General features: G+C 70.7%; 12 protein-coding genes. 2 read left to right on the forward strand and 10 right to left on the reverse strand.

The window, feature by feature from the left end:
• Positions 1-45 precede the first annotated feature (45 nt).
• From C1C97_RS01735 to C1C97_RS01780, 10 genes are all read right to left on the reverse strand, one after another.
• Positions 46-4,722 (reverse strand): glycosyltransferase, encoded by a 4,677-nt coding sequence (locus C1C97_RS01735; RefSeq protein WP_158591117.1) that lies wholly within the window; start codon positions 4,720-4,722, stop codon positions 46-48.
• Between the two features lie 186 nt (positions 4,723-4,908).
• On the reverse strand, positions 4,909-6,156 hold the full coding sequence (gene wecC / locus C1C97_RS01740) for a UDP-N-acetyl-D-mannosamine dehydrogenase (protein WP_121029815.1): 1,248 nt from the start codon (positions 6,154-6,156) through the stop codon (positions 4,909-4,911).
• Positions 6,157-6,238: 82 nt separating this feature from the next.
• The gene (locus tag C1C97_RS01745) at positions 6,239-8,161 is read right to left on the reverse strand and encodes a glycosyltransferase family protein (protein ID WP_121029816.1); all 1,923 of its coding nucleotides are present in this window, start codon (positions 8,159-8,161) and stop codon (positions 6,239-6,241) included.
• On the reverse strand, positions 8,158-8,964 hold the full coding sequence (locus C1C97_RS01750; RefSeq protein WP_233542758.1) for an ABC transporter ATP-binding protein: 807 nt from the start codon (positions 8,962-8,964) through the stop codon (positions 8,158-8,160). The genes C1C97_RS01745 and C1C97_RS01750 overlap by 4 nt, the downstream gene beginning before the upstream one ends.
• 220 nt (positions 8,965-9,184) lie before the next feature.
• Positions 9,185-10,126: an ABC transporter permease gene (locus C1C97_RS01755; RefSeq protein ID WP_233542657.1), complete on the reverse strand. Its 942-nt coding sequence runs from the start codon at positions 10,124-10,126 to the stop codon at positions 9,185-9,187.
• Positions 10,123-12,000 carry a glycosyltransferase family 4 protein gene (locus C1C97_RS01760; protein ID WP_199712152.1) on the reverse strand — a complete coding sequence of 626 codons (1,878 nt, stop codon included), beginning with the start codon at positions 11,998-12,000 and terminating at the stop codon, positions 10,123-10,125. The genes C1C97_RS01755 and C1C97_RS01760 overlap by 4 nt, the downstream gene beginning before the upstream one ends.
• Positions 11,997-13,466 (reverse strand): glycosyltransferase family 4 protein, encoded by a 1,470-nt coding sequence (locus C1C97_RS01765; protein WP_121029818.1) that lies wholly within the window; start codon positions 13,464-13,466, stop codon positions 11,997-11,999. Before C1C97_RS01765 ends, C1C97_RS01760 begins: the two co-directional genes overlap by 4 nt.
• A 117-nt stretch (positions 13,467-13,583) precedes the next feature.
• Positions 13,584-14,612 (reverse strand): LCP family protein, encoded by a 1,029-nt coding sequence (locus C1C97_RS01770; protein WP_121029819.1) that lies wholly within the window; start codon positions 14,610-14,612, stop codon positions 13,584-13,586.
• Positions 14,613-14,750: 138 nt separating this feature from the next.
• Positions 14,751-15,815, reverse strand: a complete 1,065-nt coding sequence (locus C1C97_RS01775) for a lipoate--protein ligase family protein (protein ID WP_121029820.1) — start codon at positions 15,813-15,815, stop codon at positions 14,751-14,753.
• Positions 15,816-17,567 carry a hypothetical protein gene (locus C1C97_RS01780; RefSeq protein WP_147406037.1) on the reverse strand — a complete coding sequence of 584 codons (1,752 nt, stop codon included), beginning with the start codon at positions 17,565-17,567 and terminating at the stop codon, positions 15,816-15,818.
• A gap of 382 nt (positions 17,568-17,949) precedes the next feature.
• Here C1C97_RS01780 and C1C97_RS01785 point away from each other — a divergent pair, with 382 nt between their 5' ends.
• Both C1C97_RS01785 and C1C97_RS01790 read left to right on the forward strand, forming a co-directional pair.
• Positions 17,950-18,210: a type B 50S ribosomal protein L31 gene (locus tag C1C97_RS01785; protein ID WP_055083062.1), complete on the forward strand. Its 261-nt coding sequence runs from the start codon at positions 17,950-17,952 to the stop codon at positions 18,208-18,210.
• Between the two features lie 323 nt (positions 18,211-18,533).
• A complete protein-coding gene (locus C1C97_RS01790; protein ID WP_121029822.1) occupies positions 18,534-20,477 on the forward strand; it encodes a S8 family serine peptidase in 1,944 nt (647 codons plus the stop codon).
• The last annotated feature ends 11 nt before the right edge of the window (positions 20,478-20,488 follow it).

Raw genomic sequence — 20,488 nt, forward strand, 5'->3', positions numbered from 1 at the left:
TCGTTCCTCGACTTTCTGGGGATTGAGGGGAAAGGGACCGGTCCGTCAGGACGGCGATCCTGAGCGGGGATGGCCACGATGGCGCCACCTCCACAGGTTTTTGCGTGCGGTCACAGGGACCACTCGCCGAACGAGGGTTCGGGTGGATCGCTTCAGCGTGCGCTCGAGCGCCTGATGCGGACGTTCTGACAGCAGCTGCTGCACACGCCGTTCCCGCAGCGCAAGTTCCCGTTCGAGCTTGGCCGCGGCCGCGGCCGTCTGTTCCGTATCCTGCTGTTCACGCATCAGCTTCGAGCGCTCGGACTCCAACCACCAGATCTTCTTCTGCATGGTGTTGCGCAGCTCTCTGGATTCCATGTCGGTTCGAGTCAGTCTCGCGGCTTGCGTCCGGGCTTCGACGTAGCGTTCGTGGACCTCGTCCAACGCCTCGCGGAGCCCACCGATCACCCTCTCCGGGTCGGCGTCGCCCGTTGCGATCCGGGTGTCCGCCGGAACCGTCGACGAGGACGGCCCAGGTCCGGAAGCGCCGTCTCCCGCGATCACCGCATCGAGTTGCGAGAAGACGACGGCGTCGTCGAAGTGGCGCTTGACGAAGTCTCCAGCCGCGCGAGCGCTCGCCCGCGCCCGTGGTGCGGCATTGATGAGGGTCAGGATGCGCCGTGCCATCTCGTCCGTCGACGCCGTGAGCCACTCGCGGGGATAGATCATGTCGGACCCCGGCCAGGCGAGTGAGAGCGGTACGGCTCCGGAAGACGCGCCGTCTGGCAGAGTCAGATGGAAGGACTCGGCGTCGGACACCGACAAGGCGTATCCGATGCCCCGGTACCACTCCGCCATGTCGTCTCCATGGGGATCGAAGATCACCACGTTCCGTCCGTGCCGAGCGTTGAGATCACGGATCCGGGTGTCCAGGGCCTCGTAGTGAGCCATCTCCTCCGGCCGTTGGAGCATCCAGGGATACTCCTCGGGGCGGTGCCCTTTGATGCGGAGGGTGCCCTGCGGGCACTGCCGCAGCACCGCCTCCAGCACGTCAACGGCCAGATCCGGCCGTTTGCTGAACGGCACCAGTCCGACCAGACCCAGCGTGTGCGCCGCTTCCGGTTTCTTGGCGCGCGCCAGCGCTGCGGTGCCCACGGCATTCGGGATCACCGCTGTTCGCTCCATTGGCACCCCGTGGGACGCCGTGGCAGCACGGCGCATCATCTCACCGACGAACACGTAACAATCCACGGCGTCGTGGTTGACGGCTCGCAGGTAGGGGCCCCGCAGTTCTTGGGCGTGCACCCGGACCACGAGTCGCTGGTGGGGTCCCACGTGGTGGGAATACCACACGGCATTGCCCAGTCCCCACTCACACACCACGGTGTCCGCGTGCGCCAACAGCTCACGAGATCGTGCTTCATCGTGGTGGGCGTGGTCCTTCCAGTGATCGGCCTGGACCTCCACGCCCAGAGTACGGGCATGGTCAATCCAGCGGTCGATGAACTTCAGGTCGTGTCCGGCGACGAGCAGTCTCGGCGGCAAGGACCGGGCCTCCCGACTCGGCAGAGATCCCGTGGACGCGGCCGCCTCGGGTTCGGGGCGGATCACGGTGACCGCGTCCGTGTCCGGAATCTCCGACGTCGACGACGTCCGCTCACTGCCTCCGCGGAATCCGCCCCTCGCACGGCGGGTGCCGTACTCCGTCAGAGCATGACCAGTCTCCTCCGGTGTGAGGCTTCGTGATCCCAGGCGAGTCCACGTGCCCCATTGGGTTGCCGTCAGGGTGTCCTCGGCCCACGTGCGGTCCAGAACGGGGGGTAGGACTGCCCACCAGCGAACCGCAGCGGCGGCGTCCTCGTCCGCCGAGGACACGGCAACTCCGCGGTCCTCCGCCCGTCGTACGAGATCGGCAAGGGCCAACCTCTGGACGGCGCCAGGCTCCCAGCTCCACCGTAGCAGTGCCGGTGGTACGGACTGCTCCAGGACAGCCGAGACCGTGTCCGGGTCCGAAGGATCCACCTCCACTCCCCACGCGGGGAGGAGCTGCACGGAGACGGCGATCCCGGCCACGCGCGCCATGAAGCCCAGTGCTGTCTGCGTGGTGTGTGACCGCATCACGGTCCGGAGCTGCAGCCACGCCTCCGCTCGACGTGCGCAGGGGTCCTCGGTCCAGCAGGACAGCAGGGCGTGCCATTCGTCCACGTCATCGGTGGCGGGCAGGAGCCCTGCAAAGGTCTCAGTGACACCCCGCGAGGCGGTGGACAGGACCACTCCACCGGATGCTGCGATCTCCACGACCCTGCGGGAGAACATGGAGGGCGAGTCGGTGACGGAGTTGACGTTGAGGTGGGCCGCATGGGCCCTGTAACTGCCCAGGACCCCCGCGTACGGGAGCGCCCCGTGGACCTGCGGGGCGAACTCGGCCGGGAAATGGTACGGCGAGTCGGGCACCGCCATCTGCCGGTCGTAGATGATCAGACCGTATTCCCGGGCCACACGCAACAGAGCGGTGAGTTGGGCCGATCGTTCGGGATACCGTGCTCCGTAGAAGGTGCCCGCGTAGGCGACCGTGCTGTCGCCCGGCATGTCCCCGGGAAGCGGATGATGTACCTGGGGCTGGGCGAAGAACGGCTGTGAGAACACGGTCCGCAGTCTGGACCCAGGTGTTTCCCGGGCTGCCCGGCTGTAGTGGCCCACGAGCGAGGCATCCGTGGTAAACACGTGGTCACAGCGCAGCGCCGTGGGCAGGAAGCGACGGTAGTGCACCGGGTCTTCCTTGTTCCAGAACACGGTGGGAATCTCCAACTGCGCGCACGTGTCCAGCACGTCGCGCAGCGCCGAGTCCTCGGCCTCGCTGTAGACCCCGACTCCCCGGTGCCACTCACCGCCGTTGCCGGACCACGCGGACTCGATGACCACGATGTGGGGGCGTTGGGTGCGCAACTGGGCACCGGGATCTTCGCGGCGCAGCGGGATCATGTTCACCGACGCCTCCAGGGCGACGGTGGTGAACTCGTCCGCGATCACGCCCACACGCAGCTCGGACAGGGGCATCCCTGCCGTGGACTTGGCTGCATGAGTTGCAGCGGCAACACGCAGTGCCCCGGTGACCACGGCGCCCAGGGTTGACCATTGTCGTTGCGAGACCACCCACTGCCTGCCCGCGCGTCCCATGGCTGCCCGTCGGTCGGAATGATCCAGTAGTTCTCGGAGCGCCTGAGCCAACGATGCCGGGTCTCCCGCGCGGTGGAGAAGGCCGCGTGGTGTGGTGGACCCGTCCTCGGGGGCCGGGTCCACGAAGACACGGTGGGGAACCACGTCGGAGAGCACCACTGGTCGCCCCGCCGAAAAGGCCTCCAACGGTTTCAACGGGGAGACCATCTCGGTGACTGGCAAGGACTGCCGCGGACAGCACACCACGTCCAAGAGGCTCATGACGCGGGGTATGTCCGCACTCGGGTGGCGTCCCGCCCAGATGAAGGTGTCGTCAAGTCCCACACGTGTGACGCGCGCGCGCAGGGCCGTTTCGTGGGATCCGGACCCCGCCAGGAGGACTTTCAGATCCGGGTGCTCCTCCCGCAGCTCCACCACGGCGTCGATTAGCGTGTCGAGCCCCTCGTAGGCCACGAGCGAACCGGCGAATCCGATCACGGGCGTGGTGTCCGTGATCCCCCAGTGCCGCATGAACTCCGGGTCCCTCGGCAGGGGCACGATGTCCGAGGTGTCCACCCCGTTGGGAAGGATGTCCACCAAGTCCTCGGGCACTCCTCGCCGTACCAGTTCGTCCCGGGTCTCGGTGGTGATGGCCAGGAGCTGGTCGGCATGGGTGGCCACCAGGGTTTCCATGTCACGTTGCCAGGCGAACCGCTCGGTACGGTCCCACCCCGGCTTGGAGGAAGCCTCCGTAATCTCCCACAGCCCACGAACCTCATAAACGAACGGGACACCCAGCACTCGTGCGGCCACCAGAGCGGCCAACCCCGTCACGTGGTTGGACGCGGCCAGGATCACGGCAGGACGGCAGATCCGGGCTTCCCTGACGAAGGCGTCCACAGCGGCCTGAAAATAGTCGTCCGGGCGCGTGGTCGACAGAGCCGGTCCTGGAACATGCACCCATGGGACACCGTGCCGCTCCAACACCGTGCGGCGGTGCGGTGGTTCGGGGCGGACCGGGTCCGCCTCGTCCCACGGGTAACCGACCCGAGCCACCACGTGCACGTCCAGGTGCTCAGCAACCATGGCTTGTGCGACCCCGCGGGTTCTCGTTGAGTAGCCGTTGGAGTGGAACTCGGGTGTGGAGTGCACGCAATACATGACACGAGAGCGTTCGGCGATGTAGACGGGCCGGTCGTGCCGATCGGGGATCAGCTGATCCGCGCTCTCCCACATCGACTCCGCTCCGAGCACCCTGTCGCAGAGCGTGCGGTCCACGGCGGACAGGGTGGCCACGAGGTCCGGATGCTTACGAATCAAGGTCGCCGGCGCCCGCAGTTCTCCCGCTTGGAAGTACAACCTGCGAACGAGAGCCGCGAGGACTCCTGCGTCCGAAACCTTCGCGAACCGCCGTTGCAGCCAGTCGAGACTCTTGTCCGTGTACGGTTCAGCAGCCTTGCCCCCGTCGTCACCGCGGTGCGGGGGCTGCACGGCCTCCAGTGCCGACTGCGCGATCGCACGGGCCGTGGCAGCCTCACGCTCGGCGATCTCTCGTCGGACCAGGGCGACGTCGGGATGGCGTCGCACGTGTTCCCGCAGGGCTCGCCGAAAAGCCGCCGCATCACGCGCCTCGTCGGGATACATGGAGACAACTCCTGGAGGAGGGAGTGGGCACCTGGCCGCGCCCGGATGGGGGGATGAAACTATGCTGCCTCGGTACGGCTTGTATCAAGGACGCCGGCAAGGGTGTACCGACGCCGATGGGGACGGAGCTCAGCGCCAAAGACCCTTAGTGTCCACCACGGCCTTGCCCTTCAGTGCGGTGGCGGGCAGTCCCTTGAACTCGTCATGGTCCACGAGCAGAAGCACCACGTCCGCGCGCTCGATGGCGTCCTGGTACTCGGCGAACTCCACATTGGCCAGACCCTGCAGGCCCTTGGGCAGCTCGCTCACATTGGGCTCCACCGCCAATATGGTCGCGTGGCTCACGTGCTGCGCCAGGTCCTTGGTGATGTTCATGGCCGGAGACTCCCGCAGGTCGTCGATGTTCGCCTTGAACGCAAGACCGAGGGTGGCGATCACCGGGGACTCCACGTGGGAGCAGGCCTCCTCCACCTTGGAGATGACCCATGTCGGCTTGCCGTCGTTGACCTCACGCGCGGTCCGGATCAGGCGCGAGTTCTCGGGGTCCGTGGAGACGATGAACCAGGGATCCACGGCGATGCAGTGCCCGCCCACACCGGGGCCCGGCTGCAGGATGTTCACGCGCGGGTGGTGGTTGGCCAGCTCGATGAGCTCCCACACGTCGATGCCCAGCTTGTCCGCAATGAGGGACAGCTCGTTGGCGAACGCGATGTTCACATCCCGGAAGGAGTTCTCCGTGAGCTTGGCCATCTCCGCGGTGACGTCGTTGGTGGTCAGCAGCTCCCCCTGGCAGAAGGACGCGTAGACCTCGCGGGCGCGGCGGGCGGCCTCGGGAGTGCTGCCGCCGATCACACGGTCGTTGGTGATCAGCTCCTCCAGGGCCTTGCCCGGCAGGATCCGTTCCGGGCAGTACGCGAAGTGGACCACGGGCTTGCCGTCCTCCCCGTCCAGGGAGAGGTCCGGACGCAGCTCCATGACCTTGGCCGCGAGCTTCTGGGTGGTGCGCGGCGGTGAGGTGGACTCCAGGATCACGGTCTCGTCACCGCGCAGCTGCGGGGCGATCGACTCCGCGGCGGACATGATGTAGGAGAGGTCCCCCTCGTAGTTCTCCTTGAACGGCGTGGGCACCGCGATCACGTACGCGTCCCCGTGCTGCATCTCGGTGGTGGCGGTGAGCCGGCCGCTGTCCACGGCCTTCTTCAGCTCCGCCTCGAGCCCGGGCTCCACGATGGTCACCTCACCGCGCTGGATGCGCTCCACCGCGGAGGCGTTGACGTCCACTCCGTGGACCCGCACACCGTGGTTCGCCATCACCACGGCGGTGGGAAGACCGATGTAGCCCAGCCCCACGAACACGACTTCCAACGACTCACTCATGTGTGCACCTCACGCGTTCGACGGCCCGCCCAGGACGGGCCGCCTTGATTTCTCCATTGCAAATGCCTGTTTTCTCCCAGGATCATACCGTCACATGCCCGCGGTTGTCCCCGAAAAGGACCACGTCGCCCGCGGCGAGCGCGGCGGCGTCGGAAACCTGCCACGTGTGGCCGTGCGCGCCCCGGAACTGGACGAAGTTGAAGCGGTCCGCGGAGTAGATGGTGTACCCGGCGTGGCGCACGGCGGCGAGGAACGAGGTGTCCTCCCCCGTGCTGCGGCGCTGGAACGGGATCTGGTGGAACACGTGGCGGTACCCGGTGATGGTGGGTCCCATCACGAAGTCCGTGTAGCGGTGCTCGCGCCAGGGGAAGCGAAGCAGCGTGGCGTCCTGGGACTCCACGTGCATGTAGTGCGCCTGCTTGCCCACCACGTCCGCGTTCGCATAGGAGAGTGCGTCCAGCAGGTCCGCGAGGTAGCGGGGGGCGTAGTGGTCGTCGTCGTCCATCTTGGAGAGCACGTCCCCGGTGGCGTGCGCCACGGCGAGGTTCAGGCACTCCCCCAGCGTGAGCGAGGCGTCCGCCGTGACGGTGGTGACCCGCAGGCCGGATGCGCGGACGGCGTCGTCCACCTCGGGTGCCGCGGGGTCGAACCCGTGGGCCACGAGCACCACGTCCAGCTGGACGTTCCGCTGCGCGGCGATCCCCCGCAGCGCGGACGGCACACGGTGCGGGCGGTTGGTGCACAGCAGTACGGTGACGGTGGGCCGCGTGCGGGCCCGGGCCAGGTGCGGGGCCGCGCGCTCCAGCACGGTCTCCACCCGGTGGGTGTAGGTGTGCTTCGCCCAGATCTCACGCTGGGCACGGTGGACCATGCGGTCCGCGAGCTCGGGGCTGCGCACGAGCGCGCGGATGACGTCCGCGGCGTGCCGGCGGTCCGCCACCACGGAGAGCTGGTCCTGGGTGAAGTACCGGCGCACCGCCTCGGACGGGGTGGAGACCACCGTCGTGCCGCACGCGGTGATCTCGAAGATCCGCCGGGCGCACATGGACGGTGAGTCCACCACGGAGTTCACGTTGAGGAAGACCTTGTACGCGCGGTAGGCCGTGAGCATCTGCTCGTAGTCCAGGGAACCGACGACGTGGCCGTCCAGCGGGGCGGGGAACTGGTAGCGCTCGTCGTGGCCCAGGTAGCGGGAGAAGATCTCCAGCCCGGTGCCGAGCTTCGGGGAGATGTCGTGGGCGCCCCCCAGCAGCAGGTCCATCTGTTCCCGGCGCTCGGGAAACTTGTGGGCGAAGTACATGCCGCCGAACGCCACGTCCCGGGTGTGGAACCCGCTCTTGGGACGGGCGGGGCTGTGAACGGCCGGCTGGGCGGCGAACGGGAGCACGCCCACGCGGTCGTGGCCGAGGTCCCGGTGGTAGTCCGGGATTTTGTTCACGTCCGTGGTGAAGACCACGTCGAACAGCCGCGCGCACTCCAGGAAGTCGTCGTAGTGCGGCGGATCCTCCTTGTTCCAGAACACCGTGGGGATGCCGCGCTCACGGCAGTGCGCCACGAGCTCCCGCACGGGTTCCTTCACCCCGGAGGTCCCGGTGAACTGGTACTGCCACTGGTCGTGGTTCCCGTGCCACGCGGACTCCACGAGCAGCAGGTCCACGGGCTGGACAGCCAGTTCCTCGCGCCAGTTCTCCCGGGAAAGCTCCACCTGGTTCCACTCGTAGTGGAAGGCCCGCAGGGAGAAGTCGTCCAGGACCACGGCGGCGGTGATGTCCGCGCGCACGGGCTCGCGCTCGGGCCACTCCTGGGCGGCGAACGTCACCCGGTTGCCTTCCCGGGCGGGCGGCTGGTGGGAGCCGGCCGCTGCAGGGTCGGTGACGACGGCGCTCGCGGCAGGCCCCGCGGGCAGGCTCGCCCGCCGCCTGTGCGTGCGCCACTGAGCCACTCCCCCGTGGCGCAGGTGCCACAGCTGGGTGCGCAGGTCACCGAGCGGTACACGGCGGCTCATGCGTGCACCTCACGCAGCTCGGTGCGCACCAGATCGTTCATCAGCTGCTCCTTGATCCGTTCCGCGGCCCGGTTGTTCCCGGCGGCCAGCTCCTTCATGAACGCCTCGTACTCACGGGTCACGTGCTCGGGGTCCCCGTCCATGACCAGGTCCCCCTGGTCCAGCCACACCACGCGGGTGCACATCTGGCGCACCTCCGCCATGGAGTGGGACACGAAAAGAACGCACCCCGCCTGCTCCCGGATCTGCGCCATGCGGGCCTGGCCGCGGTCCCGGAACTGGGCGTCCCCGGTGGACAGCGCCTCGTCCAGGATCAGGATGTGCGGGTCCGTGGCGGTGGCCACCGCGAACCGCAGGCGTGCCGCCATGCCCGAGGAGTAGGCCTTCATGGGCCAGTGGATGGCCTTCCCCAGAGCGGCGACCTCCACGAGCTCGGGCAGGACCTCGTCCACCAGCCGGGGATCCATCCCCTGCGCCAGACAGCCCAGCCGAATGTTCTTCTCCCCGGACAGGGCGGGCACCAGCGACACGTTCACACCCAGCTTCACGGGAGTATCCGTGGCGTGGACGCGGCCGGAGGTGGGGTTCATCTGCCCGGCCACGATGTTCATCAGCGTGGACTTGCCCGATCCGTTGCGGCCGATGAAACCCACGAACTCTCCCTGGTGCACCGCGAGCGTCACGTCGTTCACCGCGCGGTTGCGCACCACCGGGGGGCGGCCCAGGGCTCTGCGTGCCCACCGCACCGGTGCGGGCACGGGGACCTCGTCCCTTCCACCGGTGGAGGTGACGTTGTAGACCATGCTCACGCGGTCGATCACCACGGCGGGGTGCGGTGCTGCGGGGGTGCGTTCCGCGTCCTCTGACTGAGCGGCACCGCGGGCGTCCCACGGGGTGCGGGGGTTCTACGCCGCGCGCCGCCGTCCGCGTTTCCTGGGCGCGCCGCCGCTCGCGCGGCGAGAGGCGGCACCGCCGGGTTCGCGGTCCGGGGGCACGTCCGCGGCGTGGGCCGCGCGCGGGGTGTCAGCGTTCATCCGCGTAACTCTCCTCGTTGCGCCAGAACACCAGGAAGCCCACGACCAGCACGAGCAGTGCGGCGCCCGTGAGCACCGCCCAGGACGACCAGGAGGGCAGCTGGCCGCGCAGCACCAGGTCACGGCTCATGGCGAGCACCTGGTACAGGGGATTGAAGTGGAACAGTGCCAGGACCCGCTCGTCACTCACGAACCGGGACGGGTCGTAGAAGATGCCCGAGGAGTACATCCACAGCCGCATGAAGAACGAGAGGACGTTGGCGAGGTCCGGGACCCTGTGCACGGCCGGGGCCAGCAGCATGCCGAACCCCCAGTTGAACGCGGTCTGGAGCACGAGCACGGGGATCAGCAGCAGCCACGTCCAGGAAATGGGCTCGACCGGCGGGATCAGCAGCAGGAACACCAGGATGGACACGAGCGCCACGGCCTGGCTGAGTGCGTCCCGCACCACGATCGACAGGGTCAGCGCGGCCCGGGGGAACATGAACCCCCGCACGAGCGCCTTGCCCGTTGCCATGGAGCGGGACACCGCCACCACGGAGCGGGAGGTGTACTGGAACATGGTCAGGCCCAGCACGATGAACGCCACGAAGTTCTCGATCCCGCGCCCGGTGTGCAGCAGCAGCCCGAAGATCACGTAGAACGTGAAGCCCAGCATCACGGGGTTGAGCACGAGCCACGCCTTGCCCAGCAGGGTGTGGTCCTGGCTCACGGCCAGGCGCACCCGGGCGTCGTACACGATGAAGTGCCGTGATCCCCAGAGGTCCCGGAGATAGCGGCGCAGGGGCGGGCGGGCACCCACGGCCTGCATGGCCGAGGGGTCGAAGAACTCCACGGTGGTGGCGCCCCCGGTGTGATCGGCCCCGCGGGCGTTCTTCGCGCCGCCCGGAGAGGGCGAAGAGCCCGGCAGCTCGGCGGCGGTGCTCGTCATGCGGGGCTCTCCTCGACGTCGTGGGCTGTCATGGGGGCATCTCGAACCAGTTCACAGTATCGCGCGTCCGCGTCCCGGGCGACCGCGTCCCACGTGCGGTGCGCCCGCGCCCACTGCCGGCCCGCGCGGGCCAGCCGGGCGGCGTCGTCGGGGTGGGTGACCAGGCGCAGCACGGTGGCTGCGAGCGCCGCGGGGTCTTCGGGAGGCGTGAGCAGCCCGGTGGTGTCGTGGCGCACGGACTCTCGCAGGGCGGGGAGGTCGCTGGCCACCACGGTGGTGCCGGCGGCCATGGCCTCCACGGGTTTGAGGGGGGTGACGGCGCGGGTGACGGTGCGGTCCTTGCGGGGGATGACGAAGGCGTTGAGTGCGGCGGTGTGGAGGGGGGCGTCGGAGCGGTCCACGCGGCCGGTGAAGGTCACGATGTCGGCGATGCCCAGCTCCCGTGCGAGGTGCTCGAGTCCGGGACGGGCCACGCCGTCACCCACGATGCGCACGCGCAGGGCAGGGACGGAGGGCCGCAGCAGGGCGGCGGCGCGCAGCAGGTCGTCGAGGCCCTCGTAGTCGACCACGGAGGTGACGGTGCCGATCAGGAAGTGCTCCGGGTCCAGTCCGAGGGTGGCGCGGGCCCGGTCCCGGGTGGGCGCGGCGCGCAGGTAGTCCTCTCCCACGCCGTTGGGGGCGAGGCCCACACGCGGGGTGGGGGTGTCCGGGCAGTGCTCGGCGGTGAGCTCGGCGAGGCGCTGGGCCATGGCGGCCCCGAGGGTCACGGCGCGGTCCGCCGCGGTGAGTGCCCGGGCCTCACGGCGCTGGAAGCGCTGGTACCGGGATGAGGCGAGGGCTGCGGGCCCACGGGTGGCGGCCCAGGTGTCCGCGAGCAGGCCGCGCACCTCGTAGACCCAGGGGATGCCGAGGGCCTCGGCCACGGCGCGCACGGCGAGCGCGTTCACGTAGTGGCTGGTGGTGTGCAGCACGGCGGGGCGGGTGGTCAGGGCGAGGCGGAGCAGGGCCTCGGCGTGCTGCTGGGCGCGTCCCGTGGCGGTGGGGGCCAGGCGGGCGGGCAGGATGCGGTGGTAGGGGATGCCGTCCACGGTGTCGGTGTGGCGGGCGAGGATCCTGCCCACCTGCACGGGGTAGCCGGGGCGGGTGACGGCGTGGATGTCCCACCCCCGCACTCGCAGGGCCGCGAGGTACGAGTGGGTGCGCTGGGCGTAGCCGCTCGCGGTGTGGGGCAGGGAGTTGGTCACCGCGCAGAGCATCGTGCGCCCGCGGGGGCGGTACCCGGGCACGGGGTCCAGGTGCGGGGTGAAGTCCCCCAGCAGGTCCTGCTCCGCGCTCAGGCGGCCCAGCAGGGCGCGTTCTCCGCGGGTCCCGCTCCCTCGGCGCACGGCCTCCTGCAGCCCTGCGACGGCGCCGTCCACGTCACCGTGGTGCCATGCGAGCCGGGCACGGGTGGCCGATGCCCCCGGGGTGGGTTGCGGCAGCGGGTCCAGGAGCCGGGCGGCGAGTTCTGCGTCCCCCAGGGCCAGGGCGACTTCCGCCCCGCGTCGCAGGACCGCGGTGCTCGACGGCGAGGTGGCGGGGCGGATGCCGGGGGTGGAGTCCGCGAGGGCCGCGTGCAGCAGTGCGCGGGCGGCGTCGTCGTGGCCCAGGACGTGCAGAGCCGTTGCTCGAACCGGCAGCGAGCGCGCACCGGGGGCGTGTGCGGCGAGACGGGCCGCGGGGGCCACCCAGCGGCGCGGGAGGCGTCGGGAGACCTGCAGGCAGAACACCACGGGGTCGTCGCTGATGTGGTGGGCGGCCGTGGTGGCGGTGAGCCACGCGTTCACCGCGAGTTCGCGCGGTCGCCGTGCGGCGGCGGGAACCGGGCCCGTCACGACCTGGCCCGCTCGGGTGCCGTGGAACCGGGTGCCGGCGCGGTGTCTGCCGGGCGGCGCCCGGCGGCCCACGCGCGGGCCGCCTTGCCGACCGCGGACGGCCCGGGGGCATCGTGGCGTGCGGATGAGGACTCCGGGGCGCGGTGGGCACGCCACGCGCGGGACACGGCCGCCGCGGTCCGGGCCGCGCGCGGGAGCACCCCCACGCCGCAGGCCCGGGAGTGCTCGCGCACGGTTGCGCGCAGGTGCTGGTCGTACTGCCCGGCCAGGTCTGCGTAGTCCGCGTTGTGCCGCACCCACTCCCGCCCGGAGCCGTGGGTGAGCAGCCGGGAGCGGTCTGCCGCGAGCTCGCGCCACAGCGCGGCGATCGTGGCGGGGTCCGCGGGGACGATGTCCCCCTCCCCCGCGTCCGCGAGCACGTGCGCGGCCTCACCGCGGACCACGGCCGTGATGTGCCGGCCCACCGCGAGCACTTCGTAGGTCTTGGAGGGAATGGTGTCCTCGAAGGACTTCCAGTCGTCGCGCAGGGAGATCACCACGGAGTCCGCCTCGCGGTAGCGCTCGAACACGCGCTCGCGGTACTCCGGGGGCAGGAAGCGCACGTTCGCGCCCATGGACGCCGCCAGGCGCTGCAGCGCGGGCTTCTGACTGCCGTGGCCCACCATGGTCAGCTCCACCGCGTCGCCCGCCAGGTGGGCTGCGCGAATCAGCCGGTCCAGGGACTGGGACTCCCCGTGGTTGCCCAGGTAGAGCACACGCAGCACGTCCCGGCGCGCCGGTGGCGGGGGGAGCTCGGGGGTGCGCTCCAGCAGAATCCCGTTGCGCACGGTCACGACGTGGCGCACGCCGCGCTCGCGCAGCGTGCGCGCGAAGCCCTGCGTCACGGTGACCACCAGATCAGCCCGGTTCTGCACGAGCACCACGGCCCGGTTGACCATGGACCTCGAGCCCCCGCGCACCAGGGAGGCGTCCTCCGCGAGGTTCGGCCACGCGTCCCGCATCTCCACGACCAGGGGGATGCCCTTCGCCCTGGCCACCACCAGGGCCGAGGCCAGCAGCGGCAGGGACGGCGCCGTCACCACCACCACGTCCTGACGGCCCGTGAAGCACCCCGCCACCACGGAGCCCGCGGCGCTCACCAGCTGGTCCAGCAGTTTGCCCACCCGGTGGTCCCCCACGAACAGGTACGGAACGCGGTGGATGCGCTCCCCCAGGAACCCGGGCTGGCGCCGCCACGGACGTCCACGGGTGGCGTCGGAGAAATCAGGACCCGGTCCGTAGTGCGCCACGGGGCACACCACGGACACGCCCCACCCCCGCTCACGCAGGTGGCTGACCAGGGAGTACCACCGGCGCTGCGGCGGGGAGTGCTCCGGCCAGTACGAGCTGGCCAGGAGCAGCACGCTCAACGGGTACCGGGAGGGGTCCTGGGCTGCTGGATCCGCAGTGGGGGCTGTGGTGTTCATGGGCCTCTCGCGTGGGGGGGGTCACGAGGTGGGTGGTGGAGAACCGGGAGCACGGCCGCGGGGGCGGGGCCCGGTGAGAACGGCGCCCGGGCGGTCACCCACCCGGGCGCCTGCGCGTCACTGGCTTTGCCGGGGCACCGACTTCGCGTACTGGTCCAGGGTGCCGTCCGAGATGGCCTTGCCGATGGCCTTCATGGCCGCCTCGTCCGCCACGATGATCGACTGGCCGTCCGCGGAGGTCCCCACGCCCTTGTTGGGCACGGTGAACATGTGGATGTCGCCGCTGCTCAGCCCCACGAGCTTGGGGGCCTGCTGCGCGATCCACCCGGACGTCAGGCCCTCGCTGACCGTGAGGTAGGGGGAGATCTGCTTGACCACCTCGTTGAGCTTCACGGGATTCGTCACGGTGCCGGCGCTGACCAGCTTGTCGATCATGGCCTGCAGGTAGATCCGCTGATCGCGCACGCGCTGGTAGTCGCCGTCGTCGAACGCGTAGCGCTCGCGCACGAAGGTCAGGGCGCGCTTACCGTCCATCTGCTGTGGGCCGGCGTCGTAGTGCTCGCCCTCCTTGGTGGTGAAGGCCACGGGCACGTCCACGGTGACACCACCCAGGGCGTCGGTGAGGCCCTCGAAGCCGGCGAAGTCCACCAGGGCCACCTCGTCCACGCGGGTGTCGAAGTTCTCCTCGATGGTGCTGACCATCTTGGGCATCCCGCCCTGGTCCAGGGCCGCGTTGATCTTGGCCTCCCCCACCCCGGGGATGTTCACCCACGTGTCCCGCATGATGGACATGACGTACATCTGGCCGCCGTCCTCGGGGATGTGCACCAGCATGATGGAGTCCGCGCGGGTGCCGGTGACGTCCGGGTCCACACCGTCGGGGCGCTTGTCCGAGCCCAGCAGCAGCACCGTGGTGCCGCTGTCCTCCGCGGAGCCCTTGGCCGGCCGGCTGGACTCCTCGGGGAACGCATCCCCCAGGGAGCTGGCGCCACGGTCGAAGTTCCTGCCGAGGTTCCACACGAACAGGCCGGCGGCCACCGCGACGACCAGCACGAGCGCCAGCAGGACCAGGAGGATGTTGCGCCCGGTGTGGCTCTTCCGGGGGCGGGGGCGTTCTTCGGGGAACTCGTTCTGGTTCAGGGACACGTGGCACTCCGGGGCTGGGGGGTTACGAATCGTGCGACACTCACCGGACGCCGTTCCCGACCCGGCCCCGGGGCACACTGCTCACCCCCGGGGGTGGGGCGGAACCGCGGGGTCACCGGTTGCTTTCGCACATACTACTCACGGCACCCGCTGGATCCACTGCTCGGTGCCGAACTTGTGCTCCACCAGGTGCCGCGCCGCGGCGAGTTCGCTGTCTGAGACCTTACCAACCCGGGCCGCGTAGCGGTCCGTGAACGTGCGCGCCAGAGCGGCGATGACGTCCTGGCGGGCCATGCCCGTCTGGCGCCGCAGCGGGTCCACCCGCTTCTTCGCTGAGCGGATCCCCTTGTCCGAGAGCTTCTCCTTGCCGATCCGCAGCACGTCCGTCATCTTCTCGGCGTCGATGTCGTAGCTCATGGTCACGTGGTGCACCATCCCGCCGTTGACGAAGCGCTTCTGCGCGGCCCCGCCGATCTTGCCCTGGGGCGTGGCGATGTCGTTGAGGGGCACGTAGAACGCCTCGACGCCCAGCTCGGCGAAACCCTGCATGACCCAGGCGTCCAGGAACGGGTAGGAGTCCGCAAAACTCATCCCGTCCACGAGGGTCTGCGGCACGTACAGCGAATAGGTAATGCAGTTGCCGGCCTCCATGAACATGGCACCGCCCCCGGAGACCCGCCGGACCACCTGCACACCGTGGCGGCGGGCGCCCTCGGCGTCCACCTCGTTGCCCACGGACTGGAAGGATCCGATGACCACGGCGGGTTCGTCCCAGTCCCAGAAGCGCAGCGTGGGCGGGCGGTGTCCGGCGCCCACCTCGCGGGCCAGCACCTCGTCCAGGGCCAGGTTCTCCAGGGTGGGGCGCACCTGGGCGGGGATGACCTCCCACTCGTGGTCCGCCCAGCTGGTGGCCTTCGCCAGGGCCCGGCGGACCGCGATCACCACGGCGCGGGAGTCGAAGCCGAAGAGCACGGCGTCCCTGGGCAGGGCGGCCTCGATCCGCTGCTGCATGGCGGCGGGCTCGGTGTCCTCCGGCAGCCCGCTCAGCGCGGCGTTGATGTCCGCGAGCGTCTCGTCCGGTTCCAGGAAGAAGTCCCCGTTGATCGAGACCTCGGTGAGGCGGTGGTCGGTCACGGTGAAGTCCGCGACCACCAGTTTCCCGCCCTGGACCTTGTACTCGCCATGTGCGCGTGACGTGCTCATTCATCGACCTCCGCTGCGTGTCGTGGTCCGGACGGGGACGCCCGGCTCCTGTCGGCGGGCCGGTGTGCCGCGGCCGGTGGGGTCCGCGGCGGTGCCCGGCCGGGCCGTGTCGTGTTCCGCCTCGATGGTAAGCACCGTGGTGGATCCTGCGGGCAGCGAGACCGCGAAGGACGCGGCCCCGGCGCGCACCCCGGCCACGGCGGGGCGGTGCTGCGGGGGCGCGATCGGCAGTCCGTGGCCGTCCACGCCCGCGGCGTCGTCGCCCACCCCGCGCAATCCCGCCTCGACGCTCAGTGCCACGTGCGGGTCCCCGGGGTACGACGACTCCGCTCCCCCGCCGGCGCTCGCGGACTGCCCTGCGCGGTCCGGGCGCTCGAAGAGAGCGGCCACGGGGTAGGTCCCCTGCCAGGACCGGGCGCGCAGCTGGGCCTGTGTGACCCGGTGCGCGGCTCGAGGCAGCCGCACGGTGGTGGTGCGCGGGCCTGCACCCCCGGGATCGCGGAAGTCCGAGAGCACCAGGGAGGTGCTGCCGTCCGGGTGGGCCACTGCGAATCCCGTGAGGTCCTCGGCTCCCGTCCGCGCCCGGCTCACCGTGCCGTCAGGGATGCTTGCGATCAGGGCCAGCGCCAGACCGTTGGCGCGCACTCCGAACCGCTGCCCGGGTTCCGCCGGGGTGCCGTCCGAGCACAGCGGTGACATGGGCGGGCCCCCGTGGCACGGGGCCAGGGACGAGTGCACCGCCACGCGCTGCGCGCCGAGCTGCTGGGCGCGCAGCGCGTAGTCCGCCTGGTAGACGGCACCCGCCAGGGTCTCGGTGATCTCGTTGGACCCGGCGCACGCCGACAGCGAGGTTTCTGTGATCCACAGGGGTGCATCGGGGGGCCGGGCCGCGGCGTGCGCCTCGCCCAGGAAAGAGTCGACGCGCGCGCGGGTGCCGGCCGCCGCCGCGTTGGCCACGGTGGGGCGCTGGTGCGGCCACCGGGAACGGCACTCGGACAGTGGGTACTCGTGCACCGCGAGGGCCATCGGGTCCGCGCCGGGCGTGTCCGCCGCGGCGTTCCACCACGGTGCGGAGTACGCGCCCGGCGCCACGATCGGCAGGCGGGGCACCTCACGGTGCACGGCGGCGGTGTACGCCCCCAGGCGGCGCGAGTAGGCGCGGGGGTCCCAGCCGGGGCCCTCCACGGTGAGCGGGTTGTCCGCACCCTGCTGGTAGCCGTTGGGTTCGTTGCCGATCATCAGGCCCACCAGCCGGTCACCGAGGGCGTCGTTCGCCGCGCGGGCCAACTCACCCGCCCGGTCGGGATCGTTGTGGGCCAGGTCCGCGCTGAGGATCACGGACGCGTTCGTGCGCTCGGCCAGTGCGGCCACCCGGGTGAGGTCCCCCGGGGTGACCCGGGTGATCCGCTGCCCCTCCGGGAGCCGCCAGTCCGTGGGCACCGCCTCGTCCCGGGCGGTGAAGAACATCCGACGGTCGGTGGAGTTGCCGCCGAAGCGCAGGGTGGGGCCGTGCAGCGCGTCCAGGATGGTCACCAGGTCCGCGTTCTCCACGCTCAGCCGGTGGTCCGCCAGGTCCGAGGACTCCAGGGAGAGCCCCACGGCACCCTGGCGGTGGCGCGCCGCCCCGGGATCGGCCCGCGCCACGCTCACGGTGGTGGTGGGATCCCCCGGCCTGGGAGCGCTGCCCGGGTAGAGCGGGGGCAGGTTCCGCGCGTCCGCGACGTCGCCCGGATCCACCGCGTACAACGGCACATTGCGCGCCACCCCCGGTACGGGGCCCGAGGGGACCGGGGCATCCGATGTCCCGGGAGGCGCCGCGCAACCGGTGACCCACAGCAGGACGACGGCGAGGACGGGGAAGAAGCGGCGTGCCGCCCGCCCACGGGAATGCGGGGCTGCCGCGGGAATCCGGCAGGCGTGTCCGCGCGGCGTCGACACCGGGGGGCGGGGGACGGCGGGATCCGGACGGCGGGGGGATGTCGTCACCCGCTCAGCCTAACGGGGGTAGCAGTCGCGGATCGACCGCACCGGAATCGAGGCGTACCATGGTGCGCTGGTGCGCTCACCACGAGCACACCGCATCCGAGCAACGCCGTGCCTGGCAAAATCCAGGCACCGACAGAAGGTTGACACCATGAAGGCTGACATCCACCCGGACTACCACCCGGTTCTCTTCCGCGACCTCGCCTCCGGCAAGGTCGTGCTGACTCGTTCCACCGCCACCTCCTCCAAGACGGAGACGTGGGAGGACGGCAACGAGTACCCGATCATCGAGGTCGAGATCTCCTCCGAGTCCCACCCGTTCTACACGGGCAAGCAGCGCATCATGGACTCCGCCGGCCGTGTGGAGCGCTTCAACCAGCGCTTCGCGAACTTCGGGAAGTCCTCCAAGTAGGAGCGGCTCCCCCTCCGAACGCCCGGTCCACCCCTTGGGTGGGCCGGGCGTTCTCATGTCCGCGGGCATCCACGGCACTGGGGGGCCTGCGGAACGCGGATGTAGGGTGTGGGGGCACGCGCTTGGGGAGGGTGGGAAGCGCAGGCCACCGGGTTCGGACCCCGCTGGCGGCGCATCCGGGAACCGCCCGCACCTTTTCCCGGCGACGCGGGCGGCCTCGTCACCATTTCGTGACCTGCCCCATAGGATGTACCTGGCTCATCCCCCCCACGGCCTGACGCCACCCCCTTGGGCGTCGCGGCCACCGAAAGGTTCCCCCACCCATGCTGTTCCCCCACTCCCTCACGCGCGCCTCGCGCGCGGCCCTGCCGCTGGCGGTGACCGCCGCCCTGGTCCTCGGTGCCCACCCGGCAACGGCGCAGCCGACCACGACGCAGCCGACCTCGGCTCCGGACGCCCCCGCCACCACGGCGCCCGCCGACCCGCCCACCGGGACCGACCGCGTCATCGTGAAGTTCAAGGACACCGCGGCCCCGGAGGCCGCCAAGGAGAAGGCGGTCGACGCCGCCGCGCAGGACGCGCTCGCCGGCGCCCGGACCCCCGAGGTCGAGGACCGCGTGAAGACCACGGCGTCCCGGGCGGACGTGCTCCGGCTGGACCGCGAGCTGGACGAGGGCGAGCAGCAGAAGCTGGTCTCCGAGCTCCGGGCGGATCCCACCGTGGAGTACGCCGAGGCGGACCGCCTGGCGTCCGTGTCCTGGGTCCCGAACGACACGTATACCAACTTCCAGTGGAGCCTGTGGCCCAACCAGGGCGGGGTGAGCTTCACGAGCGCGTGGGACCTCTCCCGCGGCAACGGGCAGACCATCGCGGTGCTCGACACCGGGATCACCTCCCACGCGGACCTGAACTCCAAGATGGTCCCCGGACGCGATTTCATCGCCGACACGGACCTCTCCCGGGACGGCAACTACCGCGACGCGAACCCGCGGGACGAGGGCGACTGGAGCGCGGCCGGGGAGTGCTCCCCCGCCGCCCGGAACTCCTCGTGGCACGGCACGCACGTGGCGGGCCTGGCCGCGGGCGTCAGCCAGAACGGCGCCGGCATCGCGGGAGCTGCTCCCGGCGCCAAGATCCAACCCGTGCGCGTGCTCGGCAAGTGCACCAACGGGTGGGTCTCGGACATCGCCGACGGCGTGGCCTGGGCCGCCGGGGCACCGGTTGCGGGCGAACCCGCCAACCCCAACCCCTCCTCCGTGGTCAACCTGTCCCTGAACTACCCGGGCCAGTGCGGGCCGACCATGCAGAACGCGATCAACGCCGCCGTCAACCGCCGCGTGCCCGTGGTGGTCGCGGCCGGGAACTCCTCGGTCAACGCCGGGGGCACCGCACCGGCCAACTGCGAGAACACCATCGTGGTGGGCGCGTCCAGCAACACGGGCACCACGGCGAGCTACTCCAACACCGGCGCCGTGGTGGACGTCCTCGCCCCCGGGGGAACGGACCAGTTCCCCATGCTCTCCACCGTGAACGCCGGAACCACCACTCCCACCGGCGGCACCTACGGCAACATGTACGGCACGTCCATGGCCACCCCGCTCGTCGCCGGGACCGTGGCCCTGATGAAGCAGCGGGATCCTGCGATCACCCCCGCCCGCGTGGAGCAGCTGCTCAAGTCCACCGCGAGTGGTCGGCTCGGGTCCCTGAACCTGGACCCCGCGGCCGCGGTGCGCGCCGTGGCGCCCGTCAGCTTCACCGTCACCGGGGGCATTGCCGCCAAGTGGCGTGAGACCGGGGGTGCGGCCCGGTGGGGCAACCCTGTGACGAACGAGGCGGATGCCGCCAACGGCGGCCGCTACCAGGAGTTCGTCAAGGACGGCCGGAAGGTCACCATCTACTGGAGCAGGGCCACCGGCGCCCACATCGTGGAGAACGCCACCCTGGTGGGCAGGAAGTTCATCGCCGGCGGCCGGGAACGCGGCTACGGCTACCCCAAGACCGACGAAGCCCGCGTCAGGGGCGGCGCCTACCAGGTGCACCGCAAGGGTACGTCCGAGACCAAGGTGCTGTGGAGCCCCGCCACGGGCGCCCACGCCGTGAAGGAGACCGGCGCGATCGGCGGGGCCTGGAAGCGAGCCGGGCTCGAACGCGGGTGGGGCTGGCCCGCCACGGACGAGTACCGCGCGGGCGGTGAGGTGCAGCAGCGCTTCTCGAACGGCGTGACCGCGCACTGGACCCCCCAGCGCGGGACGTGGACCATGCGCTGAGCGTTCCCCGC

The sequence above is a fragment of the Kocuria tytonis genome, from assembly GCF_003226895.2.
Taxonomy (GTDB): Bacteria; Actinomycetota; Actinomycetes; order Actinomycetales; family Micrococcaceae; genus Kocuria; species Kocuria tytonis.

Bases quoted from the DNA above. Each gene is read 5' to 3' on its own strand.
- C1C97_RS01775 (WP_121029820.1), bottom strand. From the start codon at position 15,815: ATGAGCACGTCACGCGCACATGGCGAGTACAAGGTCCAGGGCGGGAAA.
- C1C97_RS01745 (WP_121029816.1), bottom strand. From the start codon at position 8,161: ATGAGCCGCCGTGTACCGCTCGGTGACCTGCGCACCCAGCTGTGGCAC.
- wecC (WP_121029815.1), bottom strand. From the start codon at position 6,156: ATGAGTGAGTCGTTGGAAGTCGTGTTCGTGGGGCTGGGCTACATCGGT.
- C1C97_RS01790 (WP_121029822.1), top strand. From the start codon at position 18,534: ATGCTGTTCCCCCACTCCCTCACGCGCGCCTCGCGCGCGGCCCTGCCG.
- C1C97_RS01785 (WP_055083062.1), top strand. From the start codon at position 17,950: ATGAAGGCTGACATCCACCCGGACTACCACCCGGTTCTCTTCCGCGAC.
- C1C97_RS01750 (WP_233542758.1), bottom strand. From the start codon at position 8,964: ATGGTCTACAACGTCACCTCCACCGGTGGAAGGGACGAGGTCCCCGTG.
- C1C97_RS01765 (WP_121029818.1), bottom strand. From the start codon at position 13,466: ATGAACACCACAGCCCCCACTGCGGATCCAGCAGCCCAGGACCCCTCC.
- C1C97_RS01755 (WP_233542657.1), bottom strand. From the start codon at position 10,126: ATGACGAGCACCGCCGCCGAGCTGCCGGGCTCTTCGCCCTCTCCGGGC.